We start from the raw sequence: 15,811 nt of genomic DNA, 5'->3' as shown, positions 1-15,811 counted from the left end.
TAGATATCCAAACATATGTCTGAATTACCATTAGTATCAATATTATGTCTTAGCTATAATCAGTCTCACTATGTTATAGAATCATTAGAAAGTATAAAATCTCAGAGCTATAAGAATTTTGAGATATTAATCTGTGATGATTGTTCAAAAGATGATTCTGTGTATATTATCAGTAACTGGATTAAAGATAATCCTCAATTAAAAGTACATTTCATAATTCATTCTGAAAATAAAGGAATTTGTAAATCTCTAAACGAGCTCCTGAATATGTCTTCAGGGAAATATATACAGGTATTGGCATTGGATGATTTACTGAATTCTGATAAGTTGGAAAAACATGTAAATATTTTGGAAACCTCAGATGAAAATCAGGTTATGCTCTTTTCAGATGCCTGTTTAATAGATTCTCAATCAAAAAGATATCAGAACACTTTTATTCCTTATCATTATAAATTTTTAAGTCTTGAAACCGGTAATTTTTACGAAAGATTATTAAGAGAAAACTTTATTCCCGCTATGTCCTGTCTATTAAAAGCGTCGGCTCTAAAAAAAACGGGAGGATGGGACGAAAATCTCACTTATGAAGATTACGATATGTGGTTGAGATTAAGTAAAGAGTATAATTTTATTTATGATAACGAATTATCCTGCAGTTACAGATTACATGAAACCAATACCCACAAAAAACAAAATGTGTTGGACAAATCAATCTTTACCATCTATCTAAAACATAAAGATCAGCCGATCATTAAAAATAAACTTTTAAAAATTATTGATGAAGCTTATCTGAACAACACCCTGAATGAAGATCATAAAGAATATTTGTTAAACTACGGACCTAAAACTCTAAAAGAAAAGCTTATCCTGCGAAATGCAAAAAAAATGACCTTTGATATCTTATTATTTTTGAAAAAAATGTACCGCAGACAATAAAAATTAAAGACCCAAAATTACACACTGAAAAATAAACAAAGTGCAGAATCATAAGAATAAACTTGCCATTGTAATCCCTTATTATAAAATAGATTTTTTTGAAGAAACTCTAAAGTCATTAGTGTCTCAAACTAATAAGAATTTTACAATTTACATTGGCAATGATGCAAGTCCCGATAATCCGATGGATCTCATTAATAAATATTTTAATGATGATGAGTACTTTTACATTGAATATGAGAAAAATTTAGGGAGTGAAAATTTAGCATTGCAGTGGGAAAGAGTTTTGGAAAATGTAAAAGAAGAATGGATCCAAATTTTGGGAGATGATGATGTTATTTCTGAAAATTTTGTCAAGGAATTTTACAGCAATCTTGCCAAAGCAGAAACTAAAAATGTAAGTGTAATAAAATTTTCTCATCAATGGATAGACGAAGAAAATAAAGTAGTTGAAAATTTTAATTATCCTTTTGAAGAAATTAATTCTACTGATTTTTTCGTTAAAAAATACAATAACGAAATTAAAAGCAGCTTATCCGAAAATATTTTCAAAAGAGTTTTTTATTTAAAATATAAATTTGAAAAACTGCCTTTAGCTTGGGGAAGTGATGATTTAGCAATTCTTACCTTTTCAGATTTCAAAAAAATACTGTATACTAATACTGCTAAAGTAATGGTGAGAGTTTCCAAAGCAAGTATTTCAGGCTCCGAAAGTAATCTGGATAAAAAAATTCAGGCTGATCATGAATTGCAAAGGCTGATCATAAAAAAATATGCTCCCCATTTCAGTTATTCGTTTATTGATTCTGCAATAGATAGATATCTTTACAGTTGTTATACCAAAAATTATAATCTGGATCCTACAGTTGCTTTTTATTATTTAAAAAAACTTAAGCCCATAAAATTTATAAAAGCGCTAAAAAAAATATATTATATAAGAAAAAAGAAATGAATCCAAAGATCTCAATAATTGTTCCTGCATATAATCAAGCTGAATTTCTTGATGAATGTCTGCAATCTGTATCTGAACAAACATTTACAAATTGGGAATGCATCATTATTGATGATGGATCCAAAGATCACACAGGAAAAATTGCAGAAAACTGGGCGCAGAAAGATCCCCGATTCAGATATTTCAGAAAAATAAACGGAGGGGTATCATCTGCCAGAAACTTTGGAATAGAAAATGCCACTGCGGAATGGATCCTGCCATTAGATGGCGATGATAAGATAGCGCCGGAATATTTAGAGCGCGCCTCAAAGGAGTTTCAAAAAAATCCGGATGTGGTATACTGCAAAGCTTCGTTTTTCGGAAATAGAACCGACCCTTTTTTGTTAGATGCCTTTTCATATGAAAATCTGCTTTTAAAAAACCTTATTTTCTGCTCCGGTTTTTATAAAAAGGAGGCTTGGAGCAGAACAAATAAATATGATGAAAATCTCGTTCATGGCTTTGAAGACTGGGATTTCTGGATAGAGCTTTTAAAAAATTCAGAAAAAAAAATAATTTGTCTGGATTATTTAGGCTTTTACTACCGCAGAAAGGATTCTTCACGAGATACAAATATTAATAAAAATATTGAGCAGAAGGAAGAAGCTTTTAATTATATTTTCAACAAACATCAGAAAGAATATTACATAGTTTACGGAACATTTTTCGAACTTATAAAAAAGAATAAAAAACTTCAGGATGACAATAATAAATTAACTGAAATTGTCAACGAATCCATCTTAAAAAAAATAGTAAGAAAATTCAGAAAATAATGCTATCCATCATCATTTCATCCTATCAAAAACACTACTTCGATCAGCTTACCCAAAATATCAGGGAGACGATCGGAGAAGATTTTCAATATGAAATTATTCAGATGTGGAATCCGAATGTGATGAGCATTATGGAGGCTTACAACTCTGGAGAAGAAAAATCTAGATTTGAAAATCTTCTTTTTATTCATGAAGATGTTGTATTTCATACTCATAACTGGGGAGAAAGATTAATAAAACATTTAAACAAACCTGGTGTTGGAATTATAGGTATATCAGGATCATCATATGTTCCTACCGCTCCTTCAAGCTGGACTGTATCAGAAGAATATCAGGAAACTAATATACTTGAAAGCACAAAAGAAAATCCTATTCCCAGACATACTCAGACGACCAAAAAAAATATGAATAAAGTTTTGGGTGTGGACGGAGTATTTTTAGCTGTGAAAAAAAGCGTTTTTAAAAATTATAAATTCAACGAAGATTTAGGAGGATTTCATGGCTATGATTTAGATATAAGTCTACGTATATCTAAAAAGCTACAAAACTATGTGATTAATGATATTTTAATTGAGCATTTTTCTATGGGAAACTTAAATAAAGAATGGTTCGATACAAATATAAAAATCAGGCAGACGTTAGGATCTAAGTTTCATAAGAAAAAGTCGAAGACCGAATTGAGTTCTTTTTTAGGTTTTTTAACCCGTTATTTTATGTATTATCCTGTAACAAAAAAAACAATATTACAAACTCTTAAATTTTATCCTTTTAAATATTTAACTATTGCTGGTCATTATGTAATTTTAAAAAAATATTTTAATTACATACTATATTATTCAGATATCAACAAAAATAATAAAAAACATTATAATGAATAAATTTTTAAATTTCCACAACCAAGACTTACTAAAATTTGCAGAAGAAAATTCTGAAAAATATAAAGCCGGAATTCCTTTTCCGAGTATTTCATTTGAAAACTTTTTTAATCCTGAGCTATTAAACGAGGTTTTGAGCGAATTTCCGGACTTATCAAAACAAGATTCAATCAGCTTTAATGATCCATTACAGAAAAAATTTGCAGGTAAAGGTGAAAAATCTTTTGGCCCAAAAACAAGAGAATTAATGTATTTTCTAAATTCGGAACCTTTTTTAAATTTTGTAAATAAGGTTACTGGAATAAATGAAATTTTATACGGTGATCCCTATTTTTCCGGAGGGGGACTTCATGAAATAAAAAGAGGAGGACTTTTAAAAGTTCATGCCGATTTTAATAAAAATCCTACTAACGGATTAGACAGAAGAGTTAATGTTTTAGTATATCTTAATAAAGAATGGAAGGATGAATACGGAGGTCATTTTGAATTATGGAATCAAGATATGACAAAATGTGAAACAAAAATTGCTCCTAAATTCAATACATTGGCAATGTTCTCAACAACATCAAATTCCTATCATGGTCACCCAGATCCTCTAAACTGTCCTGAAGAAAGAAGCCGTAAATCGTTGGCATTATATTATTATTCCAACGGCAGACCTGAATCTGAAGCAATTGCTTTCAAAGAAAATCACAATACTCTTTTTGTACAGAGAAAAGACTCCGACAAAGACACCAATGCGTGGAATGAGAATGAGCAGAGAAAAAAACAGCATCTTTCACCAAAAACATCTTTAGCAAAAAGGGTGTTTAATAAAATTTTCAGAGGCTAACAAATAAAAGCATAATGATTATAGGAAACGGACTCATTGCCAACTCACTAAAAAATATCGATTCCAAAGACCATCTTTACTTTGCTTCCGGAGTTTCAAACTCCCTCGAAACAAGAAGCTCGGAATTTGAAAGAGAATTTTCTCTTCTAAAAAACAGCATAATACCACATGAGGAAAAAAAGCTTTTTTATTTTTCTACTTTAAGTGTAAATGATCTTTCAAAACAGCAAAGCCCATATGTTCTGCACAAACTGGAAATTGAAAATTTCATAAAAGAAAACTGCAAAAACTATATCATTCTAAGGATCGGTAATATTGTAGGCAAAGGCGGAAACCCCAATACCCTATTTAATTTTCTTAAAACACAGATTATACAGGGCAGTAATTTCATGCTGCATCAGAAAGCCAGAAGATTATTGCTGGATATTGATCATATTACGGAATTTTTAGAATCAAACTGTGCAAATGTTAATAACCAAACCATTAACTTTGCCTATCCGTATTATTATGATTTAAAGGAAATTGTAGAAGCCATCCGGAATAAGCTGCAAAAAGAAGCAAATTATCAGGAATCGGATGAAGGAGATTTTTATAAAGTTAATTTTGATGAATCGGTAAACGATTTCTTTAAAGGAACAGATGCTGAAAATTATTTAAAAAATTTAGCTGACAAATATATTTAGAACAGAACACAAATGCCTAAAATTTATTTTATTATTGTAACCTACAATGCCATGAAATGGGCAGAAAAATGCTTTACCAGCTTAAGGCAGTCTTCTGTTCCTGTTCACTGTATTGTGGTAGACAATGGTTCTACAGACGGCACACAAAAATTTATTACGTCCAATTTTCCCGAAGTTGAATTGATTCAGTCCGAAAAAAATTTAGGATTCGGTAAAGCAAATAATATCGGAATCGAACAAGCCTATCAAAAGGGAGCCGATTTTTTTTATCTGATGAATCAGGATGCATGGATTTTTAGTGACAGTCTGGAAAAGCTCCTTCATGTTTACAATCTTCATCCTGACAAAAAAGAAATAGGCATACTGAGCCCGATGCATATTGACGGAACCGGAAAGAAACTGGATATTTTTCTTGATAAATACATTGCCCATAATTTTGAAACAAGACTGATCTCTGATCTCTATTTCCAGACTTTACAGCCCTTTTACGAAATAAGCTTCATCAATGCCGCTCATTGGTTTTTACCCAAAGAAACCATTGACGTGGTAGGAGGATTCAACCCTTATTTTTTTCATTACGGCGAAGATCTAGAATATGTAAACCGCATTTTATTCCACAAGAAGAAAACGTTACTTGTTCCGGAGAGCAAAGTGGTACATGACGGAAAACAGTCTCTGTCTAAGGTCGATTATACAAAATACGAAGACCTCAGAATAGAAACCAACATCATGAATCCTTCTATTCCGGATTCTCTGAAGGCAGAAAAAAAAGCACTCAAACAAAGTATGCTAAAAAATATGTTTACCGGAAAGAAAAATAACTATCAGAAGTTAGCATCAAAATATAAGAAAATCGTTTCCGAGGAAAAAAAATTAACTGAACTCAGAAATATCGTGGAAAAGAAATCGCCCTCATTTCTGAATCTGTAAATCCATATTCAATATTTAAAAATACTTAAAATGATAAATAAAATTGCAAACAAAATAAAACTGCTTTCCCATTCAGGTTCCACCTATCACTGTCCCTATTGCGGTTACGATTCTAAAGATCTGGAAGTGGTAGGACATGATCTTAAAGTACTAAGAGACAAACAGGTAATTGGCGGCGGAAGACGTGCAGCAGGTTGCTACAAATGCCATTCAAGAGACAGAGAGAGACTTTTATATGCATTTTTAATTGAAGAACTGAAAGTTACAGATAACAAAAATTTCAGCATCCTTCACATTGCTCCGGAACCCAAGCTTTCAAATATATTTTTAAAATCAAATGTAAAAGAATACATCTGCGGAGATTTATTTACAAAGGGATACGATTATCCAAGTCATGTAAAAAATATGAATGTGATGGATATACCTTATGAAGATGATCATTTTGATCTTGCCATCTGCAATCATGTTTTAGAACATATTCCTGAAGATACGAAAGCAATGAAGGAACTTCATAGAATCTTAAAACCAGGAGGTCATGCTGTTTTGCAGGTTCCTATTTCCAAAAATAATCAACAGACCCATGAAGATTTCACCATTACCGACCGAAATAAAAGAGAAGAATTATTCGGGCAGTTCGATCATGTGAGAATTTACGGACAGGATTATGTATCAAGGCTGGAAAGTGTTGGTTTTAAAGTAAAAAGAATAAATATTTCGGAAAAATATAAGAAATTTGGTCTTAATCCTGATGAAGATATTTTCTATTGCGAAAAATAAGTAAGATCAATTAAAATTAAAAGGTATGTGCGGAATAGCAGGAATCATTACCAACAACGCCAGAAATTATCAGGAAGAACTGAAAAAAATGACCGATGCCATTGCGCATCGCGGTCCGGACTCTTCTCACTTTGAATTTTACGAAAATGCAGCTTTAGGACATCGCAGACTTTCTATTATTGATCTTTCCGAAAACGGAAAACAACCCATGTTTTCCTCTACAAAAAACGAATGCATCGTACTGAACGGAGAAATCTACGGTTATCAGGATATTAAGGCACATTATGCAGAATATCCTTATCGTGGAAGTTCAGATACGGAGGTAATTCTTGCCATGTATCAGAGAAAAAAAGAAGACCTCATCCATGATCTTCCGGGAATGTTTGCTTTTGCCATCTGGGATAACGAAAAACAGGAACTGTTCTGTGCAAGAGACCGTTTTGGAGAAAAACCTTTTTATTATGCAATTGGAAGCAATAATGAATTTATTTTTGCCTCAGAAATCAAAGCAATCCTCGCTTCAGGGCTTATCCGTCCAAAAGTAAGCAATCTGGCTCTTTCTCATTACCTTCAGCATGGTTATGTAAGTACATATCAGAGTATTTACGAAAATATTCATGCCCTCCCTCCTGCTCATCAGCTGATCTTGAAAGATGGCAATATCTCCATTTCAAGATATTACAGTCTTCCCAAAAAAGACAGAACCATAAGTTTATCCGATGCCAAAGAAGAATTTGCATATCTTTTGAAAAATGCTGTGAAAAAACAGCTTGTGGCCGATGTTGAAGTAGGAAGTTTTCTGAGTGGAGGTTTAGATTCTTCTTCCATTGTAGGACTTGTTGCCGAATTTTTACCCAAACAGACAACCATAAGTTTTGGCTACGATCATGAAGACAGCGAACTGAAATATGCCAAAGAAATAGCCGATAAATACCATACCAACCACATTGAAGTTCACGAAAAAAAAGAAGATCTGGTAACAGCTCTTTTAAAAACTTCTCCTTTTTTTGATGAACCTTTTGCAGATTATTCTTCAATTCCGCATTTTGAAATCTGCAGAAATGCACGGAAAAATCTTACCGTTGTCCTTTCGGGAGATGTAGGAGATGAATTATTCGGCGGCTACAACTTCTACACCATTGAAAATAAACTGAGAAATCATTTCAGTTACAAAAATATTATTGCCCAGTTTGGATTAAAACTGTATCAGAAAATAAAACCTATCTCTTTTATCAGTCAACAGAATATTGAAAACAAAAGCATTCTTGAGTTTCACCAAAACTATGTAAGAAGAGCTTTCTCAAAGCAAGAAAGGCAGGCTTTAGGATTGCATTCGGATTATGATCAGCCTTACAGCTTTATCCCAGATCCGGATTCATTAAATGATATCATGCGACTGGATATTGAAGACTTTGTACCGTCCAATATGATGGTAAAATCCGACAGAATGGCAATGGCAAATTCGTTAGAAGTAAGAACGCCGTTTCTTGATCTGGATTTCGCAGAATTCTGCATTCAGCTTCCGGAAAATCTTAAACTTAGTAACGATAACGATAAAATTATCCTTCGCGAATCTATGGGCTCTTACTGGACGGAAACCATCAGAAAACGACATAAACAGGGATTCGGGATGAATGTTAAAAACTGGTTTACAGAAGACAGCCTTCTCCGCTTTTCCGATGAACTGTTAAAAAATCCTAACCAAAAGATTTTTAATTACATCGATTTTAAGGCGACTCAGAATTTACTGACCAAAGATTACAAACACTGGTGTCTTTTGCAGTTGGCTCTTTGGGCTCATAACAACGAAAAATATTTGTAATCATGAGTCTGAAAAAAAGAATTACGTCCCGTTTCTATTATTATCAGTGGCTTTTTAATACCCGAAAGCTTCGTGCTGACTTTCCGTCTTTCCGTATTCTGAATATAAAAGATACTATTGATGATATTATTAAAAACAAACTTTCCGTAAGCAGGTTTGGAGATGGAGAATTCAGATTGATGCTTCCGCAGTACGAACTGGAATTTCAGGAAAACAGCGAAATAATCCGGGAAAAAATGCGCGAAGTGATTGCTTCAGATCTCAAAAACCACTTGGTATGTCTTCCTGAACCGCTTGCTACAGTACATTCTTTTGATATTATTACAAAGTATTGGTGGAAAAAATTCATTAATAATTACGGTTCCAGAGTTTCTCCTTTTTTAGATAAAAACAAAACCTACGGAAATTCATTCATCACAAGATTTTATCTCGGTTATGAAGATAAATCTGAAAAAAGGAATTTAGACATTATTAAATCTCTCAAAAAGATATGGGATAAAAAAGATATCCTGATTATTGAGGGAAAATATTCCAGACTGGGTGTAGGAAATGATCTGTTTGAAAATGCAGCTTCTCTTAAAAGGATTATCTGTCCCGAAAAGAATGCATTCAGATGTTATGATAAAATTTTTGAAGCAGCAGCGGAATTTGGAAAAGACAGACTTATTTTGGCGGCTTTAGGTCCCTCCGCAACGATTTTGGCTTACGATCTGGCTAAAGACAATTATTGGGCAATCGATATCGGACATATTGATATTGAATACATCTGGTTTTTGAGAAAAGCTACGGAAAAAATTGCGATCGAAGGACGTCATGTTAATGAAGCGGAAAGCCAGGAATCCTTCGATATTCCGGAGGAATTTGCTCGACCTTATCAAGAAAGTATCATTTTAGAAATAAAAGAATGAACCTGAATATTTCTGTTATCATCCCCATTTATAACGCTTCCGGATTTTTAAGAAAATCGGTGGAATCTGCTCTGCAATTTGAAGAAGTAATAGAAATTATTTTGGCAGAAGATTGTTCTACAGACAATTCTCTGGAAATCTGCAAAGAACTTGCTTCAGAAAATTCCAGAATTAAATTATTTCAGCACCCTGACAAAGGAAATCATGGCGCAGGAGCGACAAGAAATTTAGGAATTGAAAAATCAACCGGCGATTTCACAGCATTTCTGGATGCGGATGATTATTATCTTCCCAATCGCTTTGATGCGGAAAAAGAACTTTTCAAAGATCCAAAAATCGATGGTGTTTTTGGTGCAATTGGCGTGGAATATTTAACGGAAAAAGGCAAACAGGAATTTCAGCAAAAATTTAAGGAATCATCTCTTACTACTGTTAATTATCCTGCGGAAGGAAAAGAGGTTTTCAGAGGTCTGCTCAGCTTAACTTCAAAGACATTCGGTTCTTTTTTTCATTTGAATACTTTAACGGTGAGAAAATCTGCTTTAGACAAAGTTCATCTTCGTTTTAATGTAAATCTCCGCGTACATCAGGATTCCGATTTCAATCTTAAACTGGCATACCTCTGTCATCTAAAGTCCGGAATTATCGATCAGGCGATTGCCATGAGAGGAATTCATGATGACAACAGAATTACCAAGATAAAACCTTATTCTTCAAAATTTTATAAAAACAGTTTGCTATACAGTGAATCAGTTTATTTGTGGAGCAAAGCCAATTCTTTAGAAAAAGAATACGCAAAAAAAATAGCGTTAGATTATTTCAGCTTCAAAATAGCGAATCAGAAGGGATTAAAAAAATGGCTTTCATTTTTAGCTACAGCACTGCAAAATCCGGAATTTCTGAAAACAAGATATCGGTTTCATGCTTTAAACAATCCTCATGATTAATACAAAAATTAACCAGATCAAAAGGCTTGTGAGCGATTCTTTGGCTTATGTGAAATTAAAGTTTTACAGTCCGCCGAAGAAGGACAAAACTTTGTTGATCAATTTTAAAAACCCGAATCTATACCATCGCTTTTTTTATTTGCTGGTTAAATTCTATCAGCTTTCAGGATACAACATTATCTATCCTATGAATTTTGCAAGATTCAGAAATTTAAGAAATAAAGACCGCTATTTAGGACTTATTGTCCGGGAAAAAAACTTTTTAAGCATTCACAAAAAAAATCTTCCTGAAAATTTTATCGAAATAAACGATGAAATGTTTAGTCCTGATTACTTTTCCACTTATTTCGAGCATAAGAATATTGATGAAAATGCTTTTCATGTTCCTATGAGTTTTCATCCATTCATGTATAATAAAGAAATATGGAACCATAAAGTGGATACTGACAGAAAAAGGTTCAATTCTATTTTCTGTTATGGAAATTTTGATGCTAAAGCTTATTTAGATATCAAAAGAACTGCTTTTACAGTGGAAACACGAGTTGCACTTTTAGATTTTTTTCAGAAAAAAGAGAACTTTGTCTCTATTTATGGTAAGAATGATATAGTTTCCTCAGATGAAAATTTAGATGAAAAATATGTTTTCGCGATCAAGGAAAATTATCCTATAAAAATGGAGGATATCCGGGAGCTACTCTCCTATTTCAACTTTTATTTATGTTGTCCCGGAGTCGTAATGCCGCTTTGTCATAACGTGATTGAAGCAATGTCAGTTGGCACCATTCCTCTCATACAAAAAGAATATGCTGAGGTAATGTATCCTAATCTTCAGCATAAAATGAATGCCATTATATTCGAAAACCTTAATCATTTAGAACAGATTCTTGAGCAGGAAATTTTCACTTTACAGGAGCAGGAAATTTCAGCAATGAGAAGCAATGTTTTAGAATACTATAATAGCTATCTCACTCCGCAAGCTCTGGTAAAACGCCTTAATAAAAGTATTAAAGAGAAAAAACTTATATATTTACAGGCGGAACACAGAAGTATAAAATTTATCCGATAAAATTATAAACATGAATACAGTAAAAAAATTTAGTAATGTTCTATTTAGAGAAGGAATTTTCAATTTTGTTAAAAGAAAACTCAATATATCTTACCTCGACAGCGTTACCACGTATACCATAAAATACAGAGAAAAAGAAACCAAGATTATTCTGAACAGAAAATTCGGATATGTAGATATGATGATCTTTAAGAATGGTATTTACGAAAAAGACATTATCGATGATATGTATAACGAGCTGAATAAAGGCAAAACAATGTTGGATATTGGTTCAAACATCGGTCAGCACAGTTTGATATTAAGTTCATATTGTAAGGAAATATATGCTTTTGAACCTATCCCGAAAGTATATGAACAATTTAATAAAAGCATTGCTAAAAATAATATTCAGAATATAAAAACTTTTAATCTCGGAATCAGCAATAAAAAAGAAACTAAGGAATTCAATTTTATTGAGGATCATGCGGGAGCAAGTTCTTTTATAGACAGAGCCAATGAGCATACCAATAAAATCATCGTAAAAACAGATACCCTGGAAAACATTATTGGGGAAACTCGTTTTGATCTCATGAAAATAGACGTTGAAGGATATGAAGCAGTAGTAATTCTTGGAAATAAGGAAATTATCCTGAAAAACAGACCTGTAATTTTTCTGGAATACGACAGACAGTGGATTTCTGAGGAAGGTTCCTATACTCCTGAAGATCTGTACAATTTTTTCAATGATAATAAATTTGAAATATACAGCAGAGTACATAATAAAATTATTCAGAAAAGTGATTTTGCAAATGTATTCCAGGACAACTGGATTATAAAACCAATTAACATAGAGCTAAATTGAAAATCTCCGTCATAACTCCCGTTTACAATGCCGAAAAATATGTAACTCAGGCTGTGGAATCCGCTCTTCAGTTTGAGGAAGTATATGAGGTTATTTTAATTGAAGACCAATCTCCTGATAATGCTTTAGAAGTATGTGAAAAATTAGCAGAAAAATATGATCGGGTAAAGCTTTTTCAGCATCCCGACAAAGGAAATCACGGCGCGGGAAAAACAAGAAATTTAGGACTGGAAAAAGCTACCGGAGATTTTATTGCTTTTTTGGATGCAGATGATTATTATCTGCCCAACCGTTTTGATGCCGAAAAAGAATTATTTAAAGATCCAAAAGTAGAAGGTGTTTACGGTGCTTTAGGAGTTCATTACTATTCTGAAAAAGCAAAAGAACAGTATTACAGCCTTTTTAAGGATAATTTAACTACCGTTTATAAGAAGCACGATCCAAGAGACGTTTTTCCGGGTCAGCTCAATATGAGAGGAAGCTTTGGGCTTTTCAGTATCGATTGTTTAACGATCAGGAGAGAATCTATGGTCAGAAAGCTCAATACTTTTTTCAAAACGCATTTAAGGCTTCATCAGGATACAGAATTCTTGTTCAGATTATCTTATTATCTTGATCTTTATCCGGGAATTCTGGATAAAGCGGTTGCCATGAGAGGCGTTCACGAGAGTAACAGAATTACAGCAGTAGATTCTAAAAAAGTAAATCCTGCCATAACCCGGGTTCTGCTGTGGAAAGAAGTAAACGAATGGGCACAGAAGGAAAACACCATTCCGGAAGATATAAAATTACACATCAAAAGAATACACAGAAGCTACGAAATAGCTCTTGCTCCAACGCTTAAAAAATGGGGTATGATTACCAAGTATCTTTTTACAGACTACAGAAGCATTCGCTCCGGACTTTACAATATCAATTTCAGAGAATATTTATTTTAAATGTTTCGAATTTATAAGTATAGAATCCGCGATCTGTGAGGTAAAAACTTTTCCGGATTCTTCGTACATATGGTTTGCGTCTGTGTAAATATAATCTTCAGCTTTTGAAGAAAAATCAAAGTACACAACATGATATCTTTTTGAAATATTTTCTATACGTTGACTGAAATCAGGACTATATCTGTTTTCAACATTCATAATTTCACCCGAAGCAGGGATTCTTACAAGATATACACTTCCTTTATCTTTTAGAAATGTAATCATATCTTCCAGTGCCTGAATTCTTTTTGCAGATATTTTCTGTGTTTTAGCAAGATCTTCTTTGTAAAATTTCAGCTTGGCTTCTGCTCTTTTTTGTACAGAATCTTTTTCCATGCTTACATTTACTTCAAGCCATCCATTTTTATGTAAAAAAGTATTGGATCTTCCCGATTCTTCTCTTTCGCTAAAAATTTTAAACCAGCTTCTTGGATAATTCTTTAAAAGATATTCGTAATTAGGCGACATATCATAGCTGTACATATTTCCTAATGGAGAATTTTCTTTTTCCGGAAAATCTTTAGACTCATCAAATGATTTATTGACAGATAAATTCCAGGGATCAACAGTCAGTATAAAAACGCCATTTTTTGTATTCGGTTTAATTTTTCTTTTTAGAGCTTCCAGATAAACTTTTCCGTAAGGTGACTGAACGACATTGATGGCGAAATTATCAAACTTTTTATGAAGCTTACCTTCTAAAATATCCGGCTGAACAGCCTGAGAACCTCTGGAATCTCCCAAAATAATATTTTCAGGCTTTTCTACTGCGAAATGCATATAATTATCGTCTGTATTTCCATCTGCGAAAGAGCCGAGAACAGCCAAGACGACAGCACAGCCTACCAGATAAAATGATAATTTGAATAAAAATTTTTTCATACTAAAACTGAAAATAAATAAATTCATTATTCCCGAAATTAGCATAACGGAAAATGATAAAAATAATCACTGCGTACATAGCTCTTCTCAGCCACGGATGAAATCTTTCAATTTCCAAACCGTGAAAGCGGCTTCTGTTGAGCCATTCAACAATAAGCATTACTCCAATGAGAGCCATTACTTTATATGGAAAATGAGGAGGAACTGAAAGAATCGTCTTATTAAAAATTTTTCCAATATAAGAAACAGCCTCAGAAACAGATGCCGCGCGGAAAAAAATCCATGCAAAACAGGTAAGAGAAAAGGTAATTAAAATCTGAAAAATTTCCCTGAAAGAAGGTAAAAATTTATCCATGGCAACAACTTCAAGATTTTGCCTGTTTTTATCCATCAGTAAAAGAGGCATAAAATACAAAGCATTCAATCCGCCCCAGATAATAAATGTCCAGTTGGCTCCATGCCAGAAACCCGAGACTAAAAAAATGATGAAAGTATTGCGGATCTTCATTATCAGTCCGCCCTTGCTCCCTCCTAAAGGAATATAAAGATAATCTCTGAACCATGAAGAAAGCGAAATATGCCACCTTCTCCAGAATTCTGCAATATCTCTTGAAAAGTAAGGGAAAGCAAAATTCTTCAGAAGCTCTATTCCAAAAAGTCTGGAAACTCCAAGAGCAATATCAGAATACCCCGAAAAATCACCATAAATCTGAAAAGCAAAAAGTATGGCTCCCAAAACCAGATTACTGGCACTTTCGGTGTGATAATGTGCGAAAATTTCATTTACCAAAGGCGCACAATTGTCTGCAATAACCATTTTCTTAAAAAAGCCCCAGAGAATTTGCCGCATTCCATCTGCAGCCTGTTCATAATTAAATGTCCTTTTTCTCTGAATCTGTGGCAAAAGGTGGGTTGCTCTTTCAATAGGTCCCGCTACCAATAAAGGGAAATAACTTACAAAAACAGCATAATCTATAAAATTCCGCTCCGCAGAAATTCTCTTTTTATAAATATCAATCACATAAGAAAGACCATGAAACGTATAAAAAGAAATTCCAACAGGAAGGACTATTTTTAACAGCCAGATATTGATGTGGAAACCAAAACTTCCTAAAAGTTCTGAAAAACTTTCTATAAAAAAATTATAATATTTGAAAAAACCTAAAAAGCCCAGATTTATAATAATACTGAGTGCTAACCAAAATGTGGATTCTTTTTTGCTTTTGCTTTTTTCGATCATAATACCGGAAACAAAATCCAGCCCGATAGAAAACATCAGCAGAAAAAGAAATCCCCAGTCCCAACAGGCATAGAAATAGAAGCTTGCTACCAGAACAAGTACATTCTGATGTTGGTACTTTTTATTAAAAACAAACCAATAAAGTATAAAAACGATTGGCAGAAAAATTAGAAAACCAATAGAATTAAATAGCATAGTATTCTTTTAAATTGAAGATTTTAAGAAAAACTTATGCAGAATATATTGATAAACAGCTATTATCAGGAACGAAAATAGGAAAAGGGAACAGCATTTCTGTCATAATTTATTCATTTATGTTTAACAAAAGTAAATA

The 15,811-nt window shown here is 33.0% G+C and carries 16 protein-coding genes; 14 read left to right on the top strand and 2 right to left on the bottom strand.

The genetic code is table 11. The features are described from left to right. Positions 1-15 precede the first annotated feature (15 nt). The 14 genes from BW951_RS08380 to BW951_RS08315 are packed head-to-tail and all read left to right on the top strand — an operon-like array spanning position 16 to position 13,316. A complete protein-coding gene (locus tag BW951_RS08380; RefSeq protein WP_076391736.1) occupies positions 16-933 on the top strand; it encodes a glycosyltransferase in 918 nt (305 codons plus the stop codon). A gap of 40 nt (positions 934-973) precedes the next feature. Next, positions 974-1,885, top strand: coding sequence for a glycosyltransferase family 2 protein (locus tag BW951_RS08375; protein ID WP_076391735.1), 912 nt, complete (start codon positions 974-976; stop codon positions 1,883-1,885). Next, positions 1,882-2,697: a glycosyltransferase family 2 protein gene (locus BW951_RS08370; RefSeq protein ID WP_076391733.1), complete on the top strand. Its 816-nt coding sequence runs from the start codon at positions 1,882-1,884 to the stop codon at positions 2,695-2,697. Before BW951_RS08375 ends, BW951_RS08370 begins: the two co-directional genes overlap by 4 nt. Further along, a complete protein-coding gene (locus BW951_RS08365; protein ID WP_076391731.1) occupies positions 2,697-3,575 on the top strand; it encodes a glycosyltransferase in 879 nt (292 codons plus the stop codon). Before BW951_RS08370 ends, BW951_RS08365 begins: the two co-directional genes overlap by 1 nt. Further along, entirely contained in the window at positions 3,568-4,404 is an 837-nt protein-coding gene (locus BW951_RS08360) for a 2OG-Fe(II) oxygenase (protein ID WP_076391729.1), read from the top strand. The genes BW951_RS08365 and BW951_RS08360 overlap by 8 nt, the downstream gene beginning before the upstream one ends. Before the next feature lie 14 nt (positions 4,405-4,418). After that, positions 4,419-5,087 carry an NAD-dependent epimerase/dehydratase family protein gene (locus BW951_RS08355; RefSeq protein WP_076391727.1) on the top strand — a complete coding sequence of 223 codons (669 nt, stop codon included), beginning with the start codon at positions 4,419-4,421 and terminating at the stop codon, positions 5,085-5,087. Positions 5,088-5,099: 12 nt separating this feature from the next. After that, positions 5,100-6,017: a glycosyltransferase family 2 protein gene (locus BW951_RS08350; protein ID WP_076391725.1), complete on the top strand. Its 918-nt coding sequence runs from the start codon at positions 5,100-5,102 to the stop codon at positions 6,015-6,017. Positions 6,018-6,047: 30 nt separating this feature from the next. Then, complete coding sequence (locus BW951_RS08345) at positions 6,048-6,794, top strand: class I SAM-dependent methyltransferase (RefSeq protein ID WP_076391723.1); 747 nt, start codon at positions 6,048-6,050, stop codon at positions 6,792-6,794. A gap of 25 nt (positions 6,795-6,819) precedes the next feature. Then, positions 6,820-8,616, top strand: coding sequence for an asparagine synthase (glutamine-hydrolyzing) (asnB, locus tag BW951_RS08340; protein ID WP_076391721.1), 1,797 nt, complete (start codon positions 6,820-6,822; stop codon positions 8,614-8,616). 2 nt (positions 8,617-8,618) lie between these two features. Then, the gene (locus tag BW951_RS08335) at positions 8,619-9,524 is read left to right on the top strand and encodes a GT-D fold domain-containing glycosyltransferase (protein WP_076391719.1); all 906 of its coding nucleotides are present in this window, start codon (positions 8,619-8,621) and stop codon (positions 9,522-9,524) included. Beyond that, positions 9,521-10,471: a glycosyltransferase family 2 protein gene (locus BW951_RS08330; RefSeq protein WP_076391717.1), complete on the top strand. Its 951-nt coding sequence runs from the start codon at positions 9,521-9,523 to the stop codon at positions 10,469-10,471. Before BW951_RS08335 ends, BW951_RS08330 begins: the two co-directional genes overlap by 4 nt. Further along, positions 10,464-11,537 (top strand): glycosyltransferase family 47 protein, encoded by a 1,074-nt coding sequence (locus tag BW951_RS08325; RefSeq protein WP_076391715.1) that lies wholly within the window; start codon positions 10,464-10,466, stop codon positions 11,535-11,537. The genes BW951_RS08330 and BW951_RS08325 overlap by 8 nt, the downstream gene beginning before the upstream one ends. A 10-nt stretch (positions 11,538-11,547) precedes the next feature. Continuing rightward, the gene (locus BW951_RS08320) at positions 11,548-12,378 is read left to right on the top strand and encodes an FkbM family methyltransferase (protein WP_076391713.1); all 831 of its coding nucleotides are present in this window, start codon (positions 11,548-11,550) and stop codon (positions 12,376-12,378) included. Beyond that, positions 12,375-13,316: a glycosyltransferase gene (locus BW951_RS08315; protein ID WP_076391711.1), complete on the top strand. Its 942-nt coding sequence runs from the start codon at positions 12,375-12,377 to the stop codon at positions 13,314-13,316. The genes BW951_RS08320 and BW951_RS08315 overlap by 4 nt, the downstream gene beginning before the upstream one ends. Here the strand turns inward: BW951_RS08315 and BW951_RS08310 are convergent. Continuing rightward, positions 13,308-14,237, bottom strand: coding sequence for a hypothetical protein (locus BW951_RS08310; RefSeq protein WP_228427522.1), 930 nt, complete (start codon positions 14,235-14,237; stop codon positions 13,308-13,310). The genes BW951_RS08315 and BW951_RS08310 overlap by 9 nt on opposite strands. A gap of 1 nt (position 14,238) precedes the next feature. Next, complete coding sequence (locus BW951_RS08305) at positions 14,239-15,672, bottom strand: MBOAT family O-acyltransferase (RefSeq protein ID WP_076391707.1); 1,434 nt, start codon at positions 15,670-15,672, stop codon at positions 14,239-14,241. Positions 15,673-15,811 lie beyond the last annotated feature (139 nt).

The organism is Chryseobacterium gambrini (assembly GCF_900156825.1).
Lineage (GTDB): Bacteria > Bacteroidota > Bacteroidia > Flavobacteriales > Weeksellaceae > Chryseobacterium > Chryseobacterium gambrini.
The sequence above is the reverse complement of the archived record's forward strand: the minus strand, read 5'-3'. Positions and strand labels throughout refer to the sequence as shown.

Excerpts from the sequence above, each read along its gene's own strand:
- BW951_RS08365 (WP_076391731.1), top strand. The coding sequence starts at position 2,697 with ATGCTATCCATCATCATTTCATCCTATCAAAAACACTACTTCGATCAG.
- BW951_RS08370 (WP_076391733.1), top strand. The coding sequence starts at position 1,882 with ATGAATCCAAAGATCTCAATAATTGTTCCTGCATATAATCAAGCTGAA.
- BW951_RS08355 (WP_076391727.1), top strand. The coding sequence starts at position 4,419 with ATGATTATAGGAAACGGACTCATTGCCAACTCACTAAAAAATATCGAT.
- BW951_RS08310 (WP_228427522.1), bottom strand. The coding sequence starts at position 14,237 with ATGAAAAAATTTTTATTCAAATTATCATTTTATCTGGTAGGCTGTGCT.
- BW951_RS08305 (WP_076391707.1), bottom strand. The coding sequence starts at position 15,672 with ATGCTATTTAATTCTATTGGTTTTCTAATTTTTCTGCCAATCGTTTTT.
- BW951_RS08360 (WP_076391729.1), top strand. The coding sequence starts at position 3,568 with ATGAATAAATTTTTAAATTTCCACAACCAAGACTTACTAAAATTTGCA.
- BW951_RS08330 (WP_076391717.1), top strand. The coding sequence starts at position 9,521 with ATGAACCTGAATATTTCTGTTATCATCCCCATTTATAACGCTTCCGGA.
- BW951_RS08350 (WP_076391725.1), top strand. The coding sequence starts at position 5,100 with ATGCCTAAAATTTATTTTATTATTGTAACCTACAATGCCATGAAATGG.
- BW951_RS08345 (WP_076391723.1), top strand. The coding sequence starts at position 6,048 with ATGATAAATAAAATTGCAAACAAAATAAAACTGCTTTCCCATTCAGGT.
- BW951_RS08335 (WP_076391719.1), top strand. The coding sequence starts at position 8,619 with ATGAGTCTGAAAAAAAGAATTACGTCCCGTTTCTATTATTATCAGTGG.
- asnB (WP_076391721.1), top strand. The coding sequence starts at position 6,820 with ATGTGCGGAATAGCAGGAATCATTACCAACAACGCCAGAAATTATCAG.
- BW951_RS08380 (WP_076391736.1), top strand. The coding sequence starts at position 16 with ATGTCTGAATTACCATTAGTATCAATATTATGTCTTAGCTATAATCAG.
- BW951_RS08325 (WP_076391715.1), top strand. The coding sequence starts at position 10,464 with ATGATTAATACAAAAATTAACCAGATCAAAAGGCTTGTGAGCGATTCT.
- BW951_RS08320 (WP_076391713.1), top strand. The coding sequence starts at position 11,548 with ATGAATACAGTAAAAAAATTTAGTAATGTTCTATTTAGAGAAGGAATT.